The following is a 16,843-nucleotide window of genomic DNA, read 5'->3' as shown; positions in this document are numbered from 1 at the left end:
CGTGGTCGTTCCAGCGCGCGACCTCGGCGAGGCAGGCCGCGACGGCGCGCAGGGGTGTCGCCACGACGACCAGGTCGACGTCGGCGATCCACCCGTCGACCCGCTCGTGGACCGTCGCGCCCAGGGCCGCGACCTGCGACCGGGTGGCGGGGTCGGGGTCGACCCCGACGACGTCGTGGCCCCGACCCACGAGGCGCAGCGCGACCGACCCGCCGATCAGGCCGAGGCCGACGACCGCGACCCGCCGCGGGCTAGCGGTCGCCATGCCCGAACCGCCTGGGGATCTCGCGCGGGACCTCCGCCAGGTGCTTCACCTGCCCGCCCAGCCGGCCGAGCGGCACGAGCAGCGCGCCCGCGGCGCGGATGTCGGCGAGCAGCCGGCCGTGCCGGCCGGCCTCGTCGAGCGCCTGGACGAACAGGATGAAGAGGAACTCGTTCTCGCTGTGGGCGATCGGACGGGCGAGCACGTTGACCAGGTTGAGCCCGGCGTCGGCGACCGGTTGCAGCACCTCCAGCAGGGCGCCGGGCCGGTTGACGTCCGGCACCACGGCCAGCACGGAGATGGACCGCTCCGTCGGAGGAGTCGGCGGCGCCCCTCCGTCGCGGCGGATCAGCGCGAACTGGGTCGCTGCCCCGGCGATGTCCTCCACCCCGCTCGCCATCCGGGTGACGGGGTAGAGCTCGCCGCAGATCGGGGCGGCGATCGCGACCTCGCCGGGCCCGAGGTCCTGGCAGGCGGCGGCGGTCGACGACGAGACCCGCGTCGAGAGCCCGTGCTCGGAGATCCACGCGGACGTCTGGGCGAGAGCGTGCGGGTGGCTGACGGCGACCTGCGGCGGCACCGCCGGGTCCGCCGCGTAGACGTCGAAGGTGACCGGGATCGTCGCGTCGGCCACAATCACCGCGTCGCGCGAGTCGAGCAGGGCGTCCCACGTGGGCAGCACCACGCCGTTGACGGAGTTGTCGATCGGCAGCACCGCGCCGTCGTACCGGCCGTCCTCGACCCCGGCGATCGCCCGCGCCTGGCTCTCCACCGGGGCCAGCTCGTCCTCGGGGCACAGCCGGCGGGCCGCGGCGTGGGTGAACGTGCCCTCGGGGCCGAGGTAGGCGACCGTCACGGTTGCTCGAGGTGCTCGATCGACCCGAGGACGGTGACCCGCATCCCGACCTCGTGCAGCGCGGCGGCGAGCGGGTCGAGGCCGCCGTCGGACTCGAACCCCATGAAGAACCGGTGGCGGCGCGCGTCGAGGGCGTCGCTGTGCAGGAAGTCGAGGTTGACCCCGTGCGCGGCCACGACGTCGAGGGCCCGCGCCAGGGTGCCGACCCGCTCGGCGTGCGGCGTCGTGACGATCCAGTGGTAGTGGCCGCGGGCGCCCGGGGCGCCGGTCGCGACCCCGAACGTGATCGGCGGGACGTCGCCCAGGTCGCCCCGCCACCCCAGGTGGTCGGGCACCTCGTCGCGGTCGAGGATCACCGAGCGGCTGCCGTCCTCGGTGCCGTCGAGGAGCTCCTCGAGCGGGACGGCGTCCTCGACCAGCTCGTACTGCACCCCGCGCTGGGCGAGGCACGGGCTCACGTCGTTGTAGGCGCCGACCCGCACGCGGACCGGCAGCCCCGCGGTCTCCCGGGCGCTCGCCCACACCCACGGCGACGGGGCGACGGCCACCGACACCATCTGCACGGCGCCGTCGTGCTCGGCGAGGTCGCGCAGCAACCCCAGGCTCGGCTGCCGCAGGTCGCCCACGCGCAGCACCGCGTCGACGTCGCCGGCGACGCTGGCGGTCGCGAGCGCGGACTGCTGGTCCACCATCCGCACCACGGAGCCGACGTCGGGCTCGTAGCCCCACATCCGGGCCAGCCGCATCGCCAGCGCCTCCGGCTCGTTCAGGGGGTAGGCCAGCGTCCGCCCGCCGGATCTCGTCACCACACTCATCCTTCCGCCAGGCGGTCGACAACTCGCTGCACGTCCCGGTCGTTCACGGTCAGGGCGACCCGGACGAAGCCCCTGCCCCGCGGGGCCGTAGGCCTCCCCGGGACGGCCAGTATCCCGCGCGCCGCGAGGTGCGCGGCAGGGTCGGGCGTGCCGTCGGCGAGCGCCGCCCACAGGTAGAGCCCGCCCGTGGAGCGGGCGATCACGAAGCCGGCGCCCTCGAGCGCCCCGCGCAGCAGGGCGCGCCGGCGGGCGTAGACCTCGCGCTGGCGGCGTACGTGCTCGTCGTCGGCGACCAGCGCCGTCAGGACCCGCTGCTGCGGGGTCGGCATGATCAGCCCGACGTTGCGCCGGATGTCGAGCAGCTCGCGCACCAGGGCGGCGTCGCCGGACACCGTCGCGAGGCGGTAGCCGGCGGCGTTGGAGCGCTTGGACTCCGAGTGCACCGCCAGCAGGCCGGTCAGGTCGCCGCCGTGGACCCGGGGGTCGAGCACCGACACCGGCTGGTCCTCCCAGCCGAACTCGAGGTAGCACTCGTCGGAGACCACCAGCGTCCCGGCGGACCGGGCCCACGCCACGAGCTCCGCCGTCTCCTCCGGCGACCACACCGCGCCGTCGGGGTTCGACGGCGAGTTCAGCCAGACCAGCGCCGGCCGGGCATCGCTGCGCACCAGGTCGCGGGGGGTGGCGTACGTCGTCACGGTGCAGCCCGCGAGCGCCACACCGACGCCGTAGGTCGGGTAGGCCAGCTCGGGCACCGCGACGACGTCGCCCGGAGCGAGCCCCAGCTGCAGCGGCGCGCCGGCCACGAACTCCTTGGCGCCCAGCACCGGCAGCACCATCTCCTCGGTCACGCCGGACGCCCCGGCGACCCGGGTCAGCCAGCCGACCACGGCCTCACGGAGCTCGCTCGTGCCGGCGGTCGCGGGGTAGCCGCGGGCGCTGCCGGCCGCCGCCAGCGCCTGCTGCGCCGCCGCCGCGGTGTCGTCGACCGGTGAGCCGATCGAGACGTCGACCGGCCCGTCGGGGTGGGCGGCGGCGGTTCGGCGGTAGGCGTCGAGCCGCGCGCCGTAGTAGCGGGGCAGCCGGCTCGAGAGCGGGGTCCCCGTGATCTCAGCTGTCCTGGTTCTGCGGGTCGAGCGCGGCGACGTAGGGGTGGTCCTTGTCGATCTCGCCCATCTTCGCGGCGCCGCCAGGCGAGCCGAGGTCGTCGAAGAACCCGACGTTGGCGTCGTAGTAGTCCTTCCACTCCTCCGGCACGTCGTCCTCGTAGAAGATCGCCTCGACCGGGCAGACCGGCTCGCAGGCGCCGCAGTCGACGCACTCGTCGGGGTGGATGTAGAGCATCCGCTTGCCCTCGTAGATGCAGTCGACGGGGCACTCGTCGACACAGGCCTTGTCCTTGAGGTCGACACACGGCTGGGAGATGACGTAGGTCATCGGTTCCTCCTGACGAAGGGGCCACGGGGCGGCAGTGCTCTACTGCGGGATCAGCCTAGTATCCCGGGCGTGGCAGCCACGCACGACCCTCGGGATGCGGGACGGCACCTCCTCGGCCCGCACGTCGTCGGCCAGAGGGTCGTCGTCCGGCGACTGCTGCGCGGCGAGACCGGCCCCACCGGCGGACCCGCCATGACCGACCTGCTCGGCGTCTGCCTGGCCTGGGGGGGACGGCCGCTGCGTGGTGCAGCCGGAGTCCGGGCCCCCGGTCGAGATCGCCCTCGCCGACATCGTCTCCGGGAAGCCGGTCCCACCGCGGCCCTCGGTGCGGATGCGGGTCTCGCCGCGCGCCGCCGAGCTGCACACGGCGTCGCTGTGGCCGGCGGTCGCGACCGAGCCGCTCGGCGACTGGCTGCTCCGCACCGACACCGCTCCCGTCGGCAGGCTGCGGCGCCGCGCCAACTCCTGCCTCGCGATGGGCGACCCCGGCCTCCCGCTCGCCGACGCCGCCGCGGCGGTGCGGCGGTTCTACGAGCGCCGCGGCCGGCCGGCGTACGCCCAGGTGGAGCTGGGCTCCGACGAGGAGTCGGCGCTGACCGGCCTGGGCTGGCAGGTCGACCCGACCGGCGACGCGGAGCACCGGCTGGCCGCGCTCACCCAGGTGCGGCGCCGGCTCCGGGGCCGTGGCGCGTCCCAGGCGGTCGCGCTGGAGTCCGCCGGGCCGCGGGCGACCGCCACGATCACCGACGACCGGACCGGGGAGGGCGCCGTGCTGGCCCGGGGCGAGGCCGCCGTCGACGGCGACTGGCTGGGCATCCACGGCGTCGAGGTCGACCCGGCGCACCGCCGGCTCGGCCTGGCGACCGCGGTCATGGCCGAGCTCCTCGCCTGGGGCGCCGAGCAGGGCGCCACCACGGTCTGGCTCCACGTCGAGACCGACAACACCCCGGCGCTCGCGCTCTACGACGAGCTGGGCCTGCTCCCCCACCACACCTGCCGCTACCTGGTGCCGGGCTGAGGGGACCGCTACCGGTCCGCGAGCTCCCGCAGCCGATCGCCCTCGACACGGTAGGTCAGCCAGTCGTCGAGCCGCCGGCCGCCGAGGGCGTCGTAGAAGCCGATCGCCGACTCGTTCCAGTCGAGGACGACCCACTCGAAGCGCGCGTAGCCGCGGGCGACGGCGATCCGGGCGAGGGCGGTGAAGAACGCCCGGCCGAGCCCGCGGGCCCGGTGTGCCGGGTCGACGTACAGGTCCTCGAGGTGCAGGCCGGCGACCCCGGTCCACGTCGAGTACGTGCGGAACCAGATCGCGGTGCCGACGACGGCGCCGTCGACCTCGGCCACCAGCGCCGAGGCGACGGGGTCGCCGCCGAAGAGGGCCGCGTGCAGCCGCTCGGGGGTGTTGCGCACGGCGTCCGGCTCGCGCTCGTACGTCGCGAGGTCGCGGATCAGCCGCAGGACCTCCGGTACGTCGTCCGGGGTCGCCGGCCGGAGGCCGTCGGGCAGCTCGACGGCGCTCATCCGCGGGCGAGGAACGCGAGCAGGTCCTGCCGCGTGAGCACGCCGACCGGCTTGCCGTCCTCGTGGACGAGCACGGCGTCCGCGGACTCGAGCAGGGCCGCGGCGTCGGTCGCGTGCTCGGTGGAGCCGATGGTCGGCAGCGGGGGCGACATGTGCTGCTCGACGGAGTCGGTGAGCCGGGCGTGGCCGGCGTACAGGGCGTCGAGCAGGACCCGGTCGGAGACCGAGCCCGCGACCTCGGCGGCGACGATCGGCGGCTCGGCGCGCACGACCGGCATCTGCGAGACGCCGTACTCCTGCAGGATCGCGACCGCCTCGGCGATCGTCTCGCCCGGGTGGGTGTGCACGAGGTCGGGCAGCGCGCCGGTCTTGCCGCGCAGCACCTCGCCGACCGTGCGGGCCGTGGCCGGCGTGCCGGTGTCGAAGCCGTACTGCGCCAGCCACTCGTCGTTGAACACCTTGGTGAGGTAGCCGCGCCCGGAGTCCGGGAGCAACACGACGATCACGGCGTCCTCGCCCTCCGGCGTGCCCGCGAGCTCGCGCGCCAGCTGGGCCGCGGCGAACGCCGCCATGCCCGACGAGCCGCCGACGAGCATCGCCTCCTCACGCGCCAGCCGGCGGGTGAACGCGAACGAGTCGGCGTCGGAGACCTCGATGACGCGGTCGGCGACGCCCCGGTCGTAGGTGTCGGGCCAGAAGTCCTCCCCGACGCCCTCGACCAGGTAGGGCCGGCCGCTGCCGCCGGAGTACACCGAACCGGACGGGTCGGCCCCGACGACCTGGATTGCGGGGTTCTGCTCCTTGAGGTAGCGCCCGACGCCGCTGATCGTGCCTCCGGTGCCCATGCCCGTGACGAAGTGGGTGATCCGGCCCTCGGTCTGCCGCCAGATCTCCGGCCCGGTCTCCTCGTAGTGGGACCGCGGGTTGTGCGGGTTGGAGTACTGGTCGGGCTTCCACGCACCCGGCTCGGAGGCCAGGCGGTCGGACACGTTGTAGTAGGAGTCGGGGTGCTCCGGCGGCACCGCCGTCGGGCACACGACGACCTCGGCACCGTAGGCCTTGAGCACGTTGCGCTTGTCCTCGCTCACCTTGTCGGGGCAGACGAAGACGCACTTGTACCCCTTCTGCTGGGCGACCATCGCCAGGCCCACGCCGGTGTTGCCGGAGGTCGGCTCCACGATGGTCCCGCCCGGCTGCAGCTGGCCCGACGCCTCGGCGGCCTCGATCATCCGGGTGGCGATCCGGTCCTTCACCGAGCCACCCGGGTTGAGGTACTCGACCTTGGCGAGCACCAGCGGGCCGCCGTCGTCGGCCCCGACGCCGTCGAGCGAGCGGCGCAGCCGCACGAGCGGCGTGTTGCCGATGAGGTCCAGCAGCGAGTCGACGTACTCCATGGCACGACCCTAGATGAGTACGTCCAAGGGTTCGCACGCTGCGCGACGCTCAGCATCCACCGTGGCGGCGTTGCGGCCGCTCGGAGATGGACCCACAGCGCCGTCGCGACCGCGCCTTGCCACGGCGGCGACGAGCGCCGCTCGCCTGCACGACCCCTTGGACTTACTCATCCAGTCGGGCCTGCCCGGCACCACGGGTGGGGCCGATGCATAGACCGATGCATAGAGTTGTGGCGTGAGCAAGGCTGCCGCTGCCCGGAAGCTCGCCGCCGCCGCGTTGTACGGCGGCGGCGGCGTGTCTACGCTCGGCGCGGGCCTCTACGGCGTCATGGTCGCCGAGGCGAAGATCGCGCGGAGGATCATCGGCCCGATCCTCGAGGACCCGCCGCCCGACGCCACCGGCTGGTACGGCCGCGGCCGGCCCGGCCCGGCGATCCGGATCGCGCTGCTCGGCGACTCCAGCGCCGCCGGCTACGGCGTGGAGCGGGTCGAGGAGACCCCCGGCGCGCTCCTGGCGAGCGGCGTCAGCGAGCACTCCCAGCGGCGGGTCTACCTGCGCTCGTTCTCGGTCGTCGGTGCCCGCTCCTCCGACCTCGCCGCCCAGGTCGACCGGGCGCTGCCGATCGAGCCGGACGTCGTGGTGATCCTCATCGGCGGCAACGACGTCACCCACACCGTCCTCCCCGTCGCACTCGGTGCGCCACCTCTCCGAGGGCGTACGACGACTGGTCGCGGCCGGCGCCAAGGTCGTCGTCGGCACGTGCCCCGACCTCGGCACCGTGCAGCCGATCGCTCCCCCGCTCAAGCAGGTGGCCCGCGCCTGGTCGCGCCGGCTCGCCGCGGCCCAGACGATCGCGACGATCGAGGAGGGCGGCCGCTCGGTGTCGCTCGGTGACATCCTCGGGCCCGAGTTCGCGGCCGCGCCGGCGCTGCTGTTCGGCCCCGACCAGTTCCACCCGTCCGCGGAGGGCTACCGCGCGCTGGCCAACGTCCTGGTCCCGTCGGTCCTGGCCGCGCTCGACGAGGTGCCCGCCGAGGAGGTCTCGCTCGAGGCCTACCGCGGGGAAGGCGTGCTCCCCGTGTCGCGAGCCGCGGTGCGCGCCGTCAACCAGCCCGGCACCGAGCTCGGCGGCACGGAGGTCGCCGGCCGCCGGGCCGGCGTGCGGGGGCTGTGGGTGGAGCTGCGGCACCGTCGCCGGCGCCCGACGGCACCGGCCGAGGCGCCCGAGAGCAGCGAGGATGCCGGTCCGACCGACCCGGACCAGGACGACGACGTCGTCACCGCCTGACGTCGTCAGCGCGCGACGAAGCCGGTGACCGCCCGGTCGACCTCGGCCGGCTCGGCGTCGGGCGCGGTCATGTCGACCAGCTCGGGCGGGCCGCCTCCGCGCACCAGTGCGGCCGCGCCGTCGGGGGCGACCACCGCCACCTGGCTCGGGTCGAGCTCCACCGACCGGTCCTCCCCCGCCAGCAGGCCCGGGCCGCCGAGCGTGCACCCGTCGACCGAGCTCCACAGCGGCCCGCTCTGCTCCTGCGCGGCGCGGACCCGCTCGTCGCCGGACCCGAGGTCGTGCACCACGACCTCCCCGTCGGTCTGAACCGCGAAGCACGCGGCCGCGGACCCGGTGACTCCGGTCACCGGGCTGAGGGTTCCCTCGACGTCCGCGACCTCCCCGCCGTCCTGGTCGAGGAGCACGGTGCCGTCGTCGCCGGTCACGACGAGCCGCCCCTGCTCGTGGAACGCCAGCACCGGGCCAGCCCCGGCCAGGTCGAGGTCGCGGACCTCGGTCGGCGCGTCGTCGCCGACCGAGGTGCGGGCCACGACCGGGCCGTCGTCGCCCTCCGCCACGACCAGCAGGCTGTCGTCGCCGGTGACCAACAGCCCGCGTGGCCCGCGACCGAGCGGCGCGACGCCCCGCTCGTCACCGTCGCGGCCGAGGAACCGGGCGGTCGCCTCGCCGTCGTCCTCCGGGGTCACCACCACGACGCTGTCGTCGGTCACGGCCGCCGCGGAACCGTCGACCGGAGTGGCGTCGCCGGAGGCGAGGTCGACCACGACCGACGTCTGCGACCGGAGGTCCCGGGCGGCGAGGACGGTCCCGTCGGGCGACACGGCGACGGCCTGCGGGACGAACGAGGGATCGCCGTCGACGACGTCGCCGAGCCGGAGGTCGGTGTCGCCCTCGACGTCGACGACCCGGAGGTCGCCGCCGGAGGGGTCGCCGACGAGCACCACGGGAGCCGAGCTCCCCTGGAGCCAAGCCGCGGTCCCCTCGGTCGCGTCCTCCCACACGACCTCACCCTCCGCCGCGTCCACGACGGCGGCCCGGTCGTCCGCGGCCGCGAGCACCAGGGAGCCGCGCGTCGTGGCGTTGAGCAGCCCGTCGACGGCCGCGACCCGGTCGACCTCCTCGCCGGCGTCGTCGTAGACCACGACCTCTCCCGCCACCGGGTCGACCCCGACCAGGCCGTTCCACTCCGCCGCCGCGGTGGAGCCGCGGTCGCCCGGGTCACGGGCCACGACGACCCCCACCACGGCGAGAGCGACGAGGAGCACCGCCAGGGCGGCGAGCAGGACGACGGCGCGGCGGCGGGAGACAGGCGCTGGTGCGGTCATGGCGGCGACCGTACCCAGGACCGCGCCTGCGCCAATCCCTCCCGCGCGGAGAAAAGCACGAGGGCCCCGGATCGCTCCGGGGCCCTCGACGTGAGCTCAGTCCTGCTGGAGGATCGCCAGGATCCGCAGCAGGTTGGTGTAGATCCAGACCAGGCTGACAGTCATGGCGAAGGCAGCCCGCCACGACTCCCGCTCCGGCAGGCCGTTCCGAATGCCCTGCTCGACGAAGTCGAAGTCGAGGATCAGCATGAACACGCCGAGCACCAGGCCGGCGACCGCGAACAGGAATCCGAGGGCGTTGAACTCGAACAGGCCCAGGTTGGCGCCGAACAGGCCGAGCACGACCTCCATCAAGCTCAGCGCGACCATGCCGAACATGGCGGCGATCACGAACGTCCGGAACCGCTGCCCGACCTTGATCTCGAAGAACCGGTAGGCCGCGAGCGTGCCTGCGAAGGCGGCGAACGTTCCCACCACCGCCTGGACGACGATCCCGCCGTAGGAGTCGCTGGGGAACGCAGCGTCGTACATCTTGCTCAGCGCGCCGAGGGCAACGCCCTCCAGCGCAGCGAACGCCAGGACGAGGGCGGGGCTGATCACGCGCTTGAACGAGTTGACCAACGAGAGCACGAACGCACCGCCGGCGCCGATCAAGATCGCGGCGCTCAGTGCACCGATCGCCGACTCGCTGTCGATGTCAGGGGTGAGGACCCAGGTAGCGCCCGCGGTGAGGATCACCAGGCCGATGGTCATGGCCGCCTTCTGGACGACGGTGTCGATCGTCATCCGGCCGGTGCCGGCGGGGGCGGGCGGGGCGTAGGGCCCACCGGGCTCGCCGCCGCCCTGCGGGGCGTAGCCGTCGTACGTGCCCTGGCCGTAGGGAGCCGGCCGGTTGAACGCGTCCGACCGGCGGAACACCGGGTTGTTGCTCTGCATGGTCTCCTCCGCGGGATTCCTGAGTGGGTGACGGCAAGTCTAGGCCGTCGTACGCCAGTACAACGCCGAGGACCGGCCGGACGTTCCCGACGCGTCGCTCAGGCGTGCGAAGGATTGAGCAGGTGCTGCTTGACGAGCGTCATGTCGGTCTCGAGCGCCGAGAGCCGGTGGTCAACGGCGTCGAACCGGGCCTCCATCACCTGCTGCAGGCCCTCGACCTTGGTGGCGGCCGTGACGGAGCGGTCGTCGATCTTGGCGTCGGTCGCGGCCGAGCGGTCGTCGATCTTGGCGTACGTCGCCGCGAACCGCTGGTCGATCTGCTGCTGCATGGCGGCGAACTTCTCCTCCATCCGCCGGTCCATCGCGGCGAACTTCTCCTCCATCCGCCGGTTCGCAGCGGCGAACTTCTCGTCCATCCGCCGGTCCATCGCGGCGAACTTCTCGTCCATCCGCCGGTCCATCGCGGCGAACCGCTCGTCCATCCGCCGGTCCAGGGCGGTGAACCTCTGGTCGACGGCGGCGAACCGCTCGTCGACCACGGCGAACCTCGCGTCGATCCTGGTGCCGAGCGCGGTGAACCGGGCGTCCATCATCCGCCACAGCAGTGCGACCAGGCTGATCGTCACCGCCGTGCTCGCGAGCACCGGGCCCCACGCGTTCACGACCTCCATTGTGCCCCTGCCTCCCCGCGACCGACATCAGCACGAGTGTGCTCCTGCCGGCAGCGGCGCGCGCAGCGCGCTCTCCACAGGTCCGGGGAGAGCCCCGGGGATCAGCGGCGCCGCAGGCGCACCACGGTGTCCCGCACCGCGACCGGCCCGTCCGGCGTCTCCTGCTCGCGCCCCGGGGCGTCGGCCACGTCGACCGCCCAGGTCGCGGAGTCGCCGTCGGCGACACCGAACGTGGCGAGCACCTGCTCGGGCGGGAAGAGCAGGTTCGGTCCGTGCCAGCTGCGGGCGCCGGTCACGAGGTCGTCGGGGTGGTGCGCGACCACGAGCAGCCTCCCGCCCGGGGCGACCACCTCGCCGAGGCGGCGGTAGATGCCGTCGAAGTCCTCCCGCGGCACGTGCAGGAAGTGGACCGACACCAGGTCGTAGCCCTTGCCGCGCCGCGGCCGGCGCGGCGGGTGCCCGGCCAGCACGTCGTACTGCCCCACACGCACCCGGTCGTCGACGCCCCGCTCGATCGCGTGTTGCGCGGTGCGGTCGAGCGCCACCGTCGACACGTCGACCGCCGTCACCCGCCAGCCCTGCTCGGCCAGCCAGATCGCGTCGGCCCCCTCACCGCAACCGACGTCGAGCGCCAGACCGGGCTCCAGGTCGGCGGTCTGCTCGACCAGCCGCTGGTTGGGGCGGCCGCTCCAGACCCGGCCGGAGCCGGCGTAGCGCTCGTCCCAGAACTCCTTGGTGAGGGCCTGTCGGAGCTCGTCGAGGACGGTGGGCTCGTGGTGGTGGTGCCGGTGCATGCCGCCACTCTGCCGGTTCAGGCCCACCTGAAGGCAAGCGCCCGGTGCCCCCGGTGGGACTCGAACCCACACTGCGCCGCTTTTAAGGCGGCTTCCTCTGCCGGTTGGGATACGGGGGCGGTCGGCACCAGTGTCGGTCACCCGGCCTCAGAGGTAGGTGCGGCGCGCGTGCACGGCGTGGGCGCCGGCGACCCGGTCGAGGAAGAGCAGCCCCTGGCAGTGGTCGATCTCGTGCTGCAGGGCCCGTGCCTCGAACGCGTCGGTCGCGACGGTGACCTCCTCGCCCGTCCCCGGGAGGAACCCGCGGACGACCAGCCGCGACGCCCGCTTCACGTCGCCGGTGAGGTCGGGGACGCTCATGCAGCCCTCGCGGCCCTTGTCGTTGCGACTCGCCTCGAGCACCTCGGCGTTGCAGAGCGCGAACGTCCCGTGGTGGGTGCGCGCCTTCGGGTGCTGGGAGACGTCGACGCAGAAGACCTGGGCAGCGACCCCGACCTGCTGGGCGGCCAGCCCCACGCACCCGGGGCTGACCCGCATCGTGGCGACCAGGTCGGCCGCGAGCTGCACCGTCTCCGGTGCGGTCGGGTCCACGCGGTCGCCGACGGTGGCCAGCACCGGGCTCGGCGCACGGACGACGTCGAGCACCCGGCCCTCGACGCCCAGCTCGGCCTCCGTCCAGGAGGCCAGTCGCTCGGCCCCGCTCACAGCTCGTCGGCCTCGGCCGACCGCAGCGTGGCGGTCACCCCCACTCCCTCGGCGGCGGCGTCGATCGCGGTCCCGACGGCCGTGGCGTCGACGCCCGCGGGGAGGTCGAGCTCGGCGACCAGGAGGTAGAGGTCGCCGGCGAGTCGCGTCGTGAGGTCGGTGATGTTGCCGCCGACCGCGGCGACCTCGCGGACCACCGCCGACACGATGCCGGGCCGGTCGCCGCCGTGGACGGTCAGGACCCACGACGTCTCCCCGGCCGACGGGGTGGGCTGGTCGGTCACGGGACGCACCGAGACGTCGAGGTCTCCGTCGGCGACCAGCGGCGACAGCGCCTGCTCGACGTCCGCGGCCGCGACCGGGCCGCTCCCACCGGCGGCCGAGCAGAGCAGCATCATCGCGAAGTGGCCGCGCAGCAGGGTCATCGTCGAGTCCTCGAGGTTCAACCCGAGGTCGGCGAGGCCGGCGGTGGCCTCGGCGATGATGCCGGGGCGGTCGTGGCCGATGACGGTGACGGCGTACAGGCTGGGCGAGCTCACGCGCCCAGTGTCCCAGCCTCCCGCCCGAGGGCGGCCGCCCGCCCCAGGACCGCGTCGAGCATCGGCTCGGTCAGGCGGCCGGTGAACGTGTTCTGCTGGCTGGGGTGGAAGCAACCGAGCAGCCGCACGTCTCCGGCGCTCCGCCGGCCGATGACGACCTCCGCACCGTGCCCGAACCGGGGCCGCGGGCGCGGGACGTCCCACCCCGCCCGCCGGGCGGCACCGAGGGCGGCGTCCCACCCGAACGTCCCCAGGGCCACCATCACCCGCAGCCGACCCGAGACCAGCCGCAGCTCCTTGTCCAGCCACGGTGCGCAGGTGTCGCGCTCCTCCGGCGTCGGCTTGTTGTCGGGCGGAGCGCACCGCACGGCCGAGGCGATCCGGGTGTCGACGAGCCGTAGGCCGTCGGCGGCGTGGACGCTCGTGGGCTGGGTCGCCAGGCCCACCCGGTGCATCGAGGCGTAGAGCCAGTCCCCCGACCGGTCACCGGTGAAGATCCGGCCGGTGCGGTTAGCGCCGTGCGCGGCGGGCGCCAGGCCCACGACGAGCACCGACGGGTCGGCCGGACCGAAGCCCGGGACGGGGCGGCCCCAGTAGGGCTCCTCGGCGAACGCGGCCCGCTTCTCCCGCGCCACCTTCTCCCGCCAGCGGACCAGCCGCGGGCACTTGCGGCACCGAGAGATCCGCGCGTCCAGCCGCTGCAGCGGTGTGGGCTCCGACCCGTCGGCCGGCGGGTTCACCGGGTCTCCGGGCCAGCCCGTCCCGGGCCGCACCGGCGATGTGAACAGCTCTCCGGTGGCGGGGTGTGGCAGCGGCTCGCTCACGCCAGGCTCCAGGCGATGCCGTCGAGGATGTCGGTCTCGGAGACGGTGACGGCCTCGGCACCGCTCCGCTCGAGCACGGTCCGCAGGACCAGCGCGCCGGCGTCGATCACGTCGGCGCGGCCGGGGTGCATCCAGCCCAGGGCCCGGCGCTCGGCGACGGTCATCGCGACCAGCTCGTCGACGTGGGCGGTGACGTCGGCGACCCGCAGCACCCGCCCGTCGATCCGGTCGCGGTCGTAGGCCGGGAGGCGGAGCACCCCGGCGGCGACCGTCGTGACGGTGCCGGCGATCCCGATGACCGAGGCCGCCGCCGCGGGGTCGACCGGACAGGCATCCAGCGCGGCCTCGACGTCGGCGACCATCGCCCGCACCTCCCCCGCCGTCGGCGGGTCGTGGCGGACGTGCCGCTCGTGGAGCCGTACCGAGCCGATGTCCATCGAGTGGGCGGCCTCCACCTCCTCGGCGCCGAGGATCAGCTCGGTGGAGCCGCCCCCGATGTCGACGACCAGCACCGGCGCCCCCGGCACCGACCGACCGCGGACCGCGCCCGCGAACGCCAGCCGCGCCTCCTCCTCGCCGGAGAGCACCTCGGGATCGACGCCGAGCCGGGCACGGACCCCGGCGGCGAACTCGGCGGCGTTCTCCGCGTCCCGGGTCGCCGAGGTGGCGCAGAACCGGAGCCGCGCGACGTCGTGCCGCGCGACGAGGGCGGCGTACTCGTCGACCGCCGCGAACGCCCGCTCCAGCGCCTCGGGCGCCAGCCGTCCGGTCGCGTCGACGCCCTGCCCGAGCCGCACCACCCGGCTCTCCCGCACGACGACGTCCGGGAGGTCGCCGATGAGGAGCTTGATCGTGTTGGTGCCGCAGTCGACCGCAGCGACCGTCGTCACTCGGGCTCCACCGTCACGCAGGGGCCGGTCTCCCACCAGGCGCCGAGCCGCTCCAGCACCTCGTCGCCGAGCGGGTTCACGCCGGGCCCGGCCGCCAGCGCGTGCGCGGCCAGGACATGGAGGCACTTGACGCGGTCGGGCATCCCGCCGGCGGAGATGCCCTCGATCTCGGGCACGTCGTGACCGCCGGCTGCGCCGACCTCGGCGCGGTCGGCCAGGTAGGCCTCGTGCGCCGCCCGGTAGGCGCCCGCCAGGTCGGGCTCGGCCGTCAGCCGGTCCTGCATCTCCCGCATCAGGCCGGACGCCTCGAGGGTGCCGATCCGCGAGCTCGCCCGCGGACAGGTCAGGTAGTACGTCGTCGGGAACGGCGTCCCGTTCGGCAGCCGCGGCTCCGTGGTGACGACGTCGGGGTTGCCGCACGGGCAGCGGTGACCGATGGCGTGGATGCCCCGCGGGGGCCGGCCGAGCTGGGCGGCGACCACCCGCTCGTCGGTGTCGTCAGTCTTCGCCATCGTCCCTTCCGTCGATCCGCTTCTCCGGAGGCGGCGGGATCCGCGTCGGCGGGTCGCCGGCGACCTTCACCGACTCCCCACAACGGATCGAACCACGCCTGCTCCTCGGGGGTGCCGCCCACCGTCGACGGGTCGTCGAGCTCGGCCTCGGTGAGCGGGTCGCCGTTGCCGTCGACGACGACGTACGGCGTCTCGCCGACCGCGACGTACCCGAACCGCTCGCGCGCCTGCTGCGCGACGTAGGCCGGGTCGTCCCAGCGTTCCTTCTCCTGCTCCAGCTCCTCGATCGACTCCTTGCGCTCGGCGATCTGGGTCTCGAGGGTGTCGATCTGGTGGCGCTGCTGGAGGTAGGCGCGCAGCGACGACGCGTACGACACGGCGAGCACGGCCAGCACGAGCACCAGGATCGCCGCTCGGCCGGTCAGCCGGCTGCGCCGTCGCTCCTCGGTGCCCGCCCGGGCCGCGGGCGCCGCACGCCCGCGCTGCTCGCGCCTGCGGTCGGCCTGCTTCTGCCGCGGGTCGGACCGGGAGCCGCCCGCCGGCCGACCGGGCGTCCGCGGCCGCCCCCCCGAGCCGGACCTGGTGGTCCGGCCCGGCCGGCGGCCCGGGCTGCGACGGTCGCCCGACGAGGGAGACATGGTCCGGCTGTCTCAGCCCCGGAACCGCGGGAAGGCGCCTACGCCGGCGTAGCGCGCCGCGTCGCCGAGCTCCTCCTCGATCCGGAGCAGCTGGTTGTACTTCGCGACACGCTCGGACCGCGCCGGGGCGCCGGTCTTGATCTGGCCGCAATTGGTCGCCACCGCGAGGTCGGCGATCGTGGTGTCCTCGGTCTCGCCCGAGCGGTGGCTCATCATGCAGCGGAAGCCGCTGCGGTGGGCCAGGTCGACGGAGTCGAGGGTCTCGGTCAGCGAGCCGATCTGGTTGACCTTCACCAGCAGCGCGTTGGCCTGGCCGCCGGAGATGCCGCGCTGGAGCCGCTCGACGTTGGTGACGAACAGGTCGTCGCCGACGAGCTGGGTGCGGGAGCCGAGCTGGTCGGTGATCGCCTTCCAGCCGTCCCAGTCGTCCTCGTCGAGCGGGTCCTCGATGGAGACGATCGGGTACGACGACACCAGGTCGGCGTAGTAGGCGGTCATCTCCTCGGCCGTCTTGGCGGCGCCCTCGAACGTGTAGGCGCCATCCTGGTGGAACTCCGACGCGGCGACGTCGAGGGCGAGCACGACGTCGGTGCCCAGCGTGTAGCCGGCCTTCTCGACGGCCTCGGCGATCAGGTCGAGCGCCGCCCGGTTGGACTCGAGGTCGGGGGCGAACCCGCCCTCGTCGCCGACGCCCGTCGCGAGCCCGCGGCCCTTCAGCACCGACTTGAGCGCGTGGTAGACCTCCGCCCCGGTGCGGAGCGCGTCGCGGAAGGTCGGGGCGCCGATCGGCGCGACCATGAACTCCTGGATGTCGACGTTGGTGTCGGCGTGCGCGCCGCCGTTGAGGATGTTCATCATCGGCACCGGCAGCAGGAAGGCGTTGGGCCCGCCGACGTAGCGGTAGAGCGGCAGGTCGGCGGAGTCGGCTGCAGCGCGGGCGACCGCGAGGGAGACGCCGAGGACCGCGTTGGCGCCGACCTGGGCCTTGTTGGGCGTGCCGTCGACCTGGAGCATCGTCTGGTCGACGAGGCGCTGGTCGGCGGCGTCGAGTCCCTCCACGGCGGGGCCGAGGGTCTTGGTCACGGCGTCCACCGCGTTCTGCACGCCCTTGCCGAGGTAGCGCTCGCCGCCGTCGCGAAGCTCGACCGCCTCGAAGGCGCCGGTGGAGGCGCCGCTGGGCACCGCCGCCCGGGCGAAGGACCCGTCGTCGAGGAGCACCTCGACCTCGACGGTGGGGTTGCCGCGCGAGTCGAGGATCTCGCGGGCGCCGACGGCTTCGATCGCTGCCACGTCTGTGCTGCTCCTGGATAGGTCGGGGTGGTGCGCCGAGCGCACCGGTCGCCTCAGCCTAGACCGGCGCGGCAGCCGCGCCCGGGAGCACCCACCGGGCGAGCCGGGGTCGGGCGCCCGGCGGGCTGGGTGCAGGAGAAGG

Annotated in this window: 18 protein-coding genes, 1 tRNA gene and 2 pseudogenes; 3 read left to right on the top strand and 18 right to left on the bottom strand. The window is 74.4% G+C overall.

Annotated elements, in window-relative coordinates:
• Nucleotides 1-251: 251 nt before the first annotated feature.
• The 4 genes from MF408_RS17050 to fdxA are packed head-to-tail and all read right to left on the bottom strand — an operon-like array spanning nt 252 to nt 3,370.
• Complete coding sequence (locus tag MF408_RS17050; protein ID WP_240248692.1) at nt 252-1,118, bottom strand: prephenate dehydratase domain-containing protein; 867 nt, start codon at nt 1,116-1,118, stop codon at nt 252-254.
• Nucleotides 1,115-1,924, bottom strand: coding sequence for a hypothetical protein (locus MF408_RS17045; protein ID WP_240248691.1), 810 nt, complete (start codon nt 1,922-1,924; stop codon nt 1,115-1,117). The genes MF408_RS17050 and MF408_RS17045 overlap by 4 nt, the downstream gene beginning before the upstream one ends.
• Before the next feature lie 5 nt (nt 1,925-1,929).
• Nucleotides 1,930-3,015 carry a succinyldiaminopimelate transaminase gene (gene dapC / locus MF408_RS17040; protein WP_240251984.1) on the bottom strand — a complete coding sequence of 362 codons (1,086 nt, stop codon included), beginning with the start codon at nt 3,013-3,015 and terminating at the stop codon, nt 1,930-1,932.
• Between the two features lie 28 nt (nt 3,016-3,043).
• Nucleotides 3,044-3,370, bottom strand: a complete 327-nt coding sequence (gene fdxA / locus MF408_RS17035) for a ferredoxin (RefSeq protein WP_240248690.1) — start codon at nt 3,368-3,370, stop codon at nt 3,044-3,046.
• Between the two features lie 241 nt (nt 3,371-3,611).
• Between fdxA and MF408_RS17030 the strand changes: the two genes are divergently transcribed.
• Nucleotides 3,612-4,388 (top strand): GNAT family N-acetyltransferase, encoded by a 777-nt coding sequence (locus MF408_RS17030; RefSeq protein ID WP_240248689.1) that lies wholly within the window; start codon nt 3,612-3,614, stop codon nt 4,386-4,388.
• 8 nt (nt 4,389-4,396) lie between these two features.
• On the opposite strand, the gene MF408_RS17025 is transcribed toward MF408_RS17030, so the two are convergent.
• Together MF408_RS17025 and MF408_RS17020 are read right to left on the bottom strand one after the other, a co-directional pair.
• Nucleotides 4,397-4,891: a GNAT family N-acetyltransferase gene (locus MF408_RS17025; RefSeq protein ID WP_240248688.1), complete on the bottom strand. Its 495-nt coding sequence runs from the start codon at nt 4,889-4,891 to the stop codon at nt 4,397-4,399.
• Nucleotides 4,888-6,285 carry a cystathionine beta-synthase gene (locus MF408_RS17020; RefSeq protein WP_240248687.1) on the bottom strand — a complete coding sequence of 466 codons (1,398 nt, stop codon included), beginning with the start codon at nt 6,283-6,285 and terminating at the stop codon, nt 4,888-4,890. The genes MF408_RS17025 and MF408_RS17020 overlap by 4 nt, the downstream gene beginning before the upstream one ends.
• A 328-nt stretch (nt 6,286-6,613) precedes the next feature.
• Between MF408_RS17020 and MF408_RS27030 the strand changes: the two are divergent.
• Together MF408_RS27030 and MF408_RS17010 are read left to right on the top strand one after the other, a co-directional pair.
• A pseudogene (locus tag MF408_RS27030) lies at nt 6,614-6,910 on the top strand (SGNH/GDSL hydrolase family protein); the annotation flags it as partial.
• Nucleotides 6,911-6,980: 70 nt separating this feature from the next.
• Nucleotides 6,981-7,574 carry an SGNH/GDSL hydrolase family protein gene (locus MF408_RS17010; RefSeq protein WP_345893753.1) on the top strand — a complete coding sequence of 198 codons (594 nt, stop codon included), beginning with the start codon at nt 6,981-6,983 and terminating at the stop codon, nt 7,572-7,574.
• A 5-nt stretch (nt 7,575-7,579) separates the two neighbouring features.
• On the opposite strand, the gene MF408_RS17005 is transcribed toward MF408_RS17010, so the two are convergent.
• From MF408_RS17005 to eno, 12 genes and pseudogenes are all read right to left on the bottom strand, one after another.
• Complete coding sequence (locus MF408_RS17005; RefSeq protein ID WP_240248684.1) at nt 7,580-8,902, bottom strand: hypothetical protein; 1,323 nt, start codon at nt 8,900-8,902, stop codon at nt 7,580-7,582.
• A 96-nt stretch (nt 8,903-8,998) separates the two neighbouring features.
• Nucleotides 8,999-9,838 (bottom strand): Bax inhibitor-1/YccA family protein, encoded by an 840-nt coding sequence (locus MF408_RS17000; protein ID WP_240248683.1) that lies wholly within the window; start codon nt 9,836-9,838, stop codon nt 8,999-9,001.
• Between the two features lie 98 nt (nt 9,839-9,936).
• A complete protein-coding gene (locus MF408_RS16995; RefSeq protein WP_240248682.1) occupies nt 9,937-10,500 on the bottom strand; it encodes a hypothetical protein in 564 nt (187 codons plus the stop codon).
• Nucleotides 10,501-10,610: 110 nt separating this feature from the next.
• Nucleotides 10,611-11,303 carry a class I SAM-dependent methyltransferase gene (locus tag MF408_RS16990; protein ID WP_240248681.1) on the bottom strand — a complete coding sequence of 231 codons (693 nt, stop codon included), beginning with the start codon at nt 11,301-11,303 and terminating at the stop codon, nt 10,611-10,613.
• Nucleotides 11,304-11,348: 45 nt separating this feature from the next.
• Nucleotides 11,349-11,422: transfer RNA gene (locus MF408_RS16985), tRNA-Leu, on the bottom strand.
• 28 nt (nt 11,423-11,450) lie between these two features.
• Nucleotides 11,451-12,008: a peptide deformylase gene (gene def, locus MF408_RS16980; RefSeq protein ID WP_240248680.1), complete on the bottom strand. Its 558-nt coding sequence runs from the start codon at nt 12,006-12,008 to the stop codon at nt 11,451-11,453.
• Nucleotides 12,005-12,547: an ACT domain-containing protein gene (locus MF408_RS16975; protein ID WP_240248679.1), complete on the bottom strand. Its 543-nt coding sequence runs from the start codon at nt 12,545-12,547 to the stop codon at nt 12,005-12,007. Before MF408_RS16975 ends, def begins: the two co-directional genes overlap by 4 nt.
• Nucleotides 12,544-13,371 carry a uracil-DNA glycosylase gene (locus tag MF408_RS16970; protein ID WP_275693205.1) on the bottom strand — a complete coding sequence of 276 codons (828 nt, stop codon included), beginning with the start codon at nt 13,369-13,371 and terminating at the stop codon, nt 12,544-12,546. The genes MF408_RS16975 and MF408_RS16970 overlap by 4 nt, the downstream gene beginning before the upstream one ends.
• On the bottom strand, nt 13,368-14,261 hold the full coding sequence (locus tag MF408_RS16965; protein WP_240248678.1) for a Ppx/GppA phosphatase family protein: 894 nt from the start codon (nt 14,259-14,261) through the stop codon (nt 13,368-13,370). Before MF408_RS16965 ends, MF408_RS16970 begins: the two co-directional genes overlap by 4 nt.
• Nucleotides 14,258-14,773, bottom strand: a complete 516-nt coding sequence (locus MF408_RS16960; protein WP_240248677.1) for a DUF501 domain-containing protein — start codon at nt 14,771-14,773, stop codon at nt 14,258-14,260. Before MF408_RS16960 ends, MF408_RS16965 begins: the two co-directional genes overlap by 4 nt.
• A 230-nt stretch (nt 14,774-15,003) precedes the next feature.
• Nucleotides 15,004-15,411 (bottom strand): annotated as a pseudogene (locus MF408_RS16955) (septum formation initiator family protein); the annotation flags it as partial.
• 12 nt (nt 15,412-15,423) lie between these two features.
• Nucleotides 15,424-16,701 carry a phosphopyruvate hydratase gene (eno, locus tag MF408_RS16950; RefSeq protein ID WP_240248676.1) on the bottom strand — a complete coding sequence of 426 codons (1,278 nt, stop codon included), beginning with the start codon at nt 16,699-16,701 and terminating at the stop codon, nt 15,424-15,426.
• Nucleotides 16,702-16,843 lie beyond the last annotated feature (142 nt).

This window comes from Nocardioides sp. TF02-7 (genome assembly GCF_022437945.1).
Taxonomy (GTDB): Bacteria; Actinomycetota; Actinomycetes; order Propionibacteriales; family Nocardioidaceae; genus Nocardioides.
This window is presented reverse-complemented; position numbering and strand designations above follow the sequence as displayed.

What these genes read in the sequence shown, in the direction of transcription:
- fdxA (WP_240248690.1), bottom strand. Translation starts at nt 3,370, where the DNA reads ATGACCTACGTCATCTCCCAGCCGTGTGTCGACCTCAAGGACAAGGCC.
- MF408_RS17025 (WP_240248688.1), bottom strand. Translation starts at nt 4,891, where the DNA reads ATGAGCGCCGTCGAGCTGCCCGACGGCCTCCGGCCGGCGACCCCGGAC.
- MF408_RS17020 (WP_240248687.1), bottom strand. Translation starts at nt 6,285, where the DNA reads ATGGAGTACGTCGACTCGCTGCTGGACCTCATCGGCAACACGCCGCTC.
- MF408_RS17005 (WP_240248684.1), bottom strand. Translation starts at nt 8,902, where the DNA reads ATGACCGCACCAGCGCCTGTCTCCCGCCGCCGCGCCGTCGTCCTGCTC.
- MF408_RS17000 (WP_240248683.1), bottom strand. Translation starts at nt 9,838, where the DNA reads ATGCAGAGCAACAACCCGGTGTTCCGCCGGTCGGACGCGTTCAACCGG.
- MF408_RS16990 (WP_240248681.1), bottom strand. Translation starts at nt 11,303, where the DNA reads ATGCACCGGCACCACCACCACGAGCCCACCGTCCTCGACGAGCTCCGA.
- MF408_RS16960 (WP_240248677.1), bottom strand. Translation starts at nt 14,773, where the DNA reads ATGGCGAAGACTGACGACACCGACGAGCGGGTGGTCGCCGCCCAGCTC.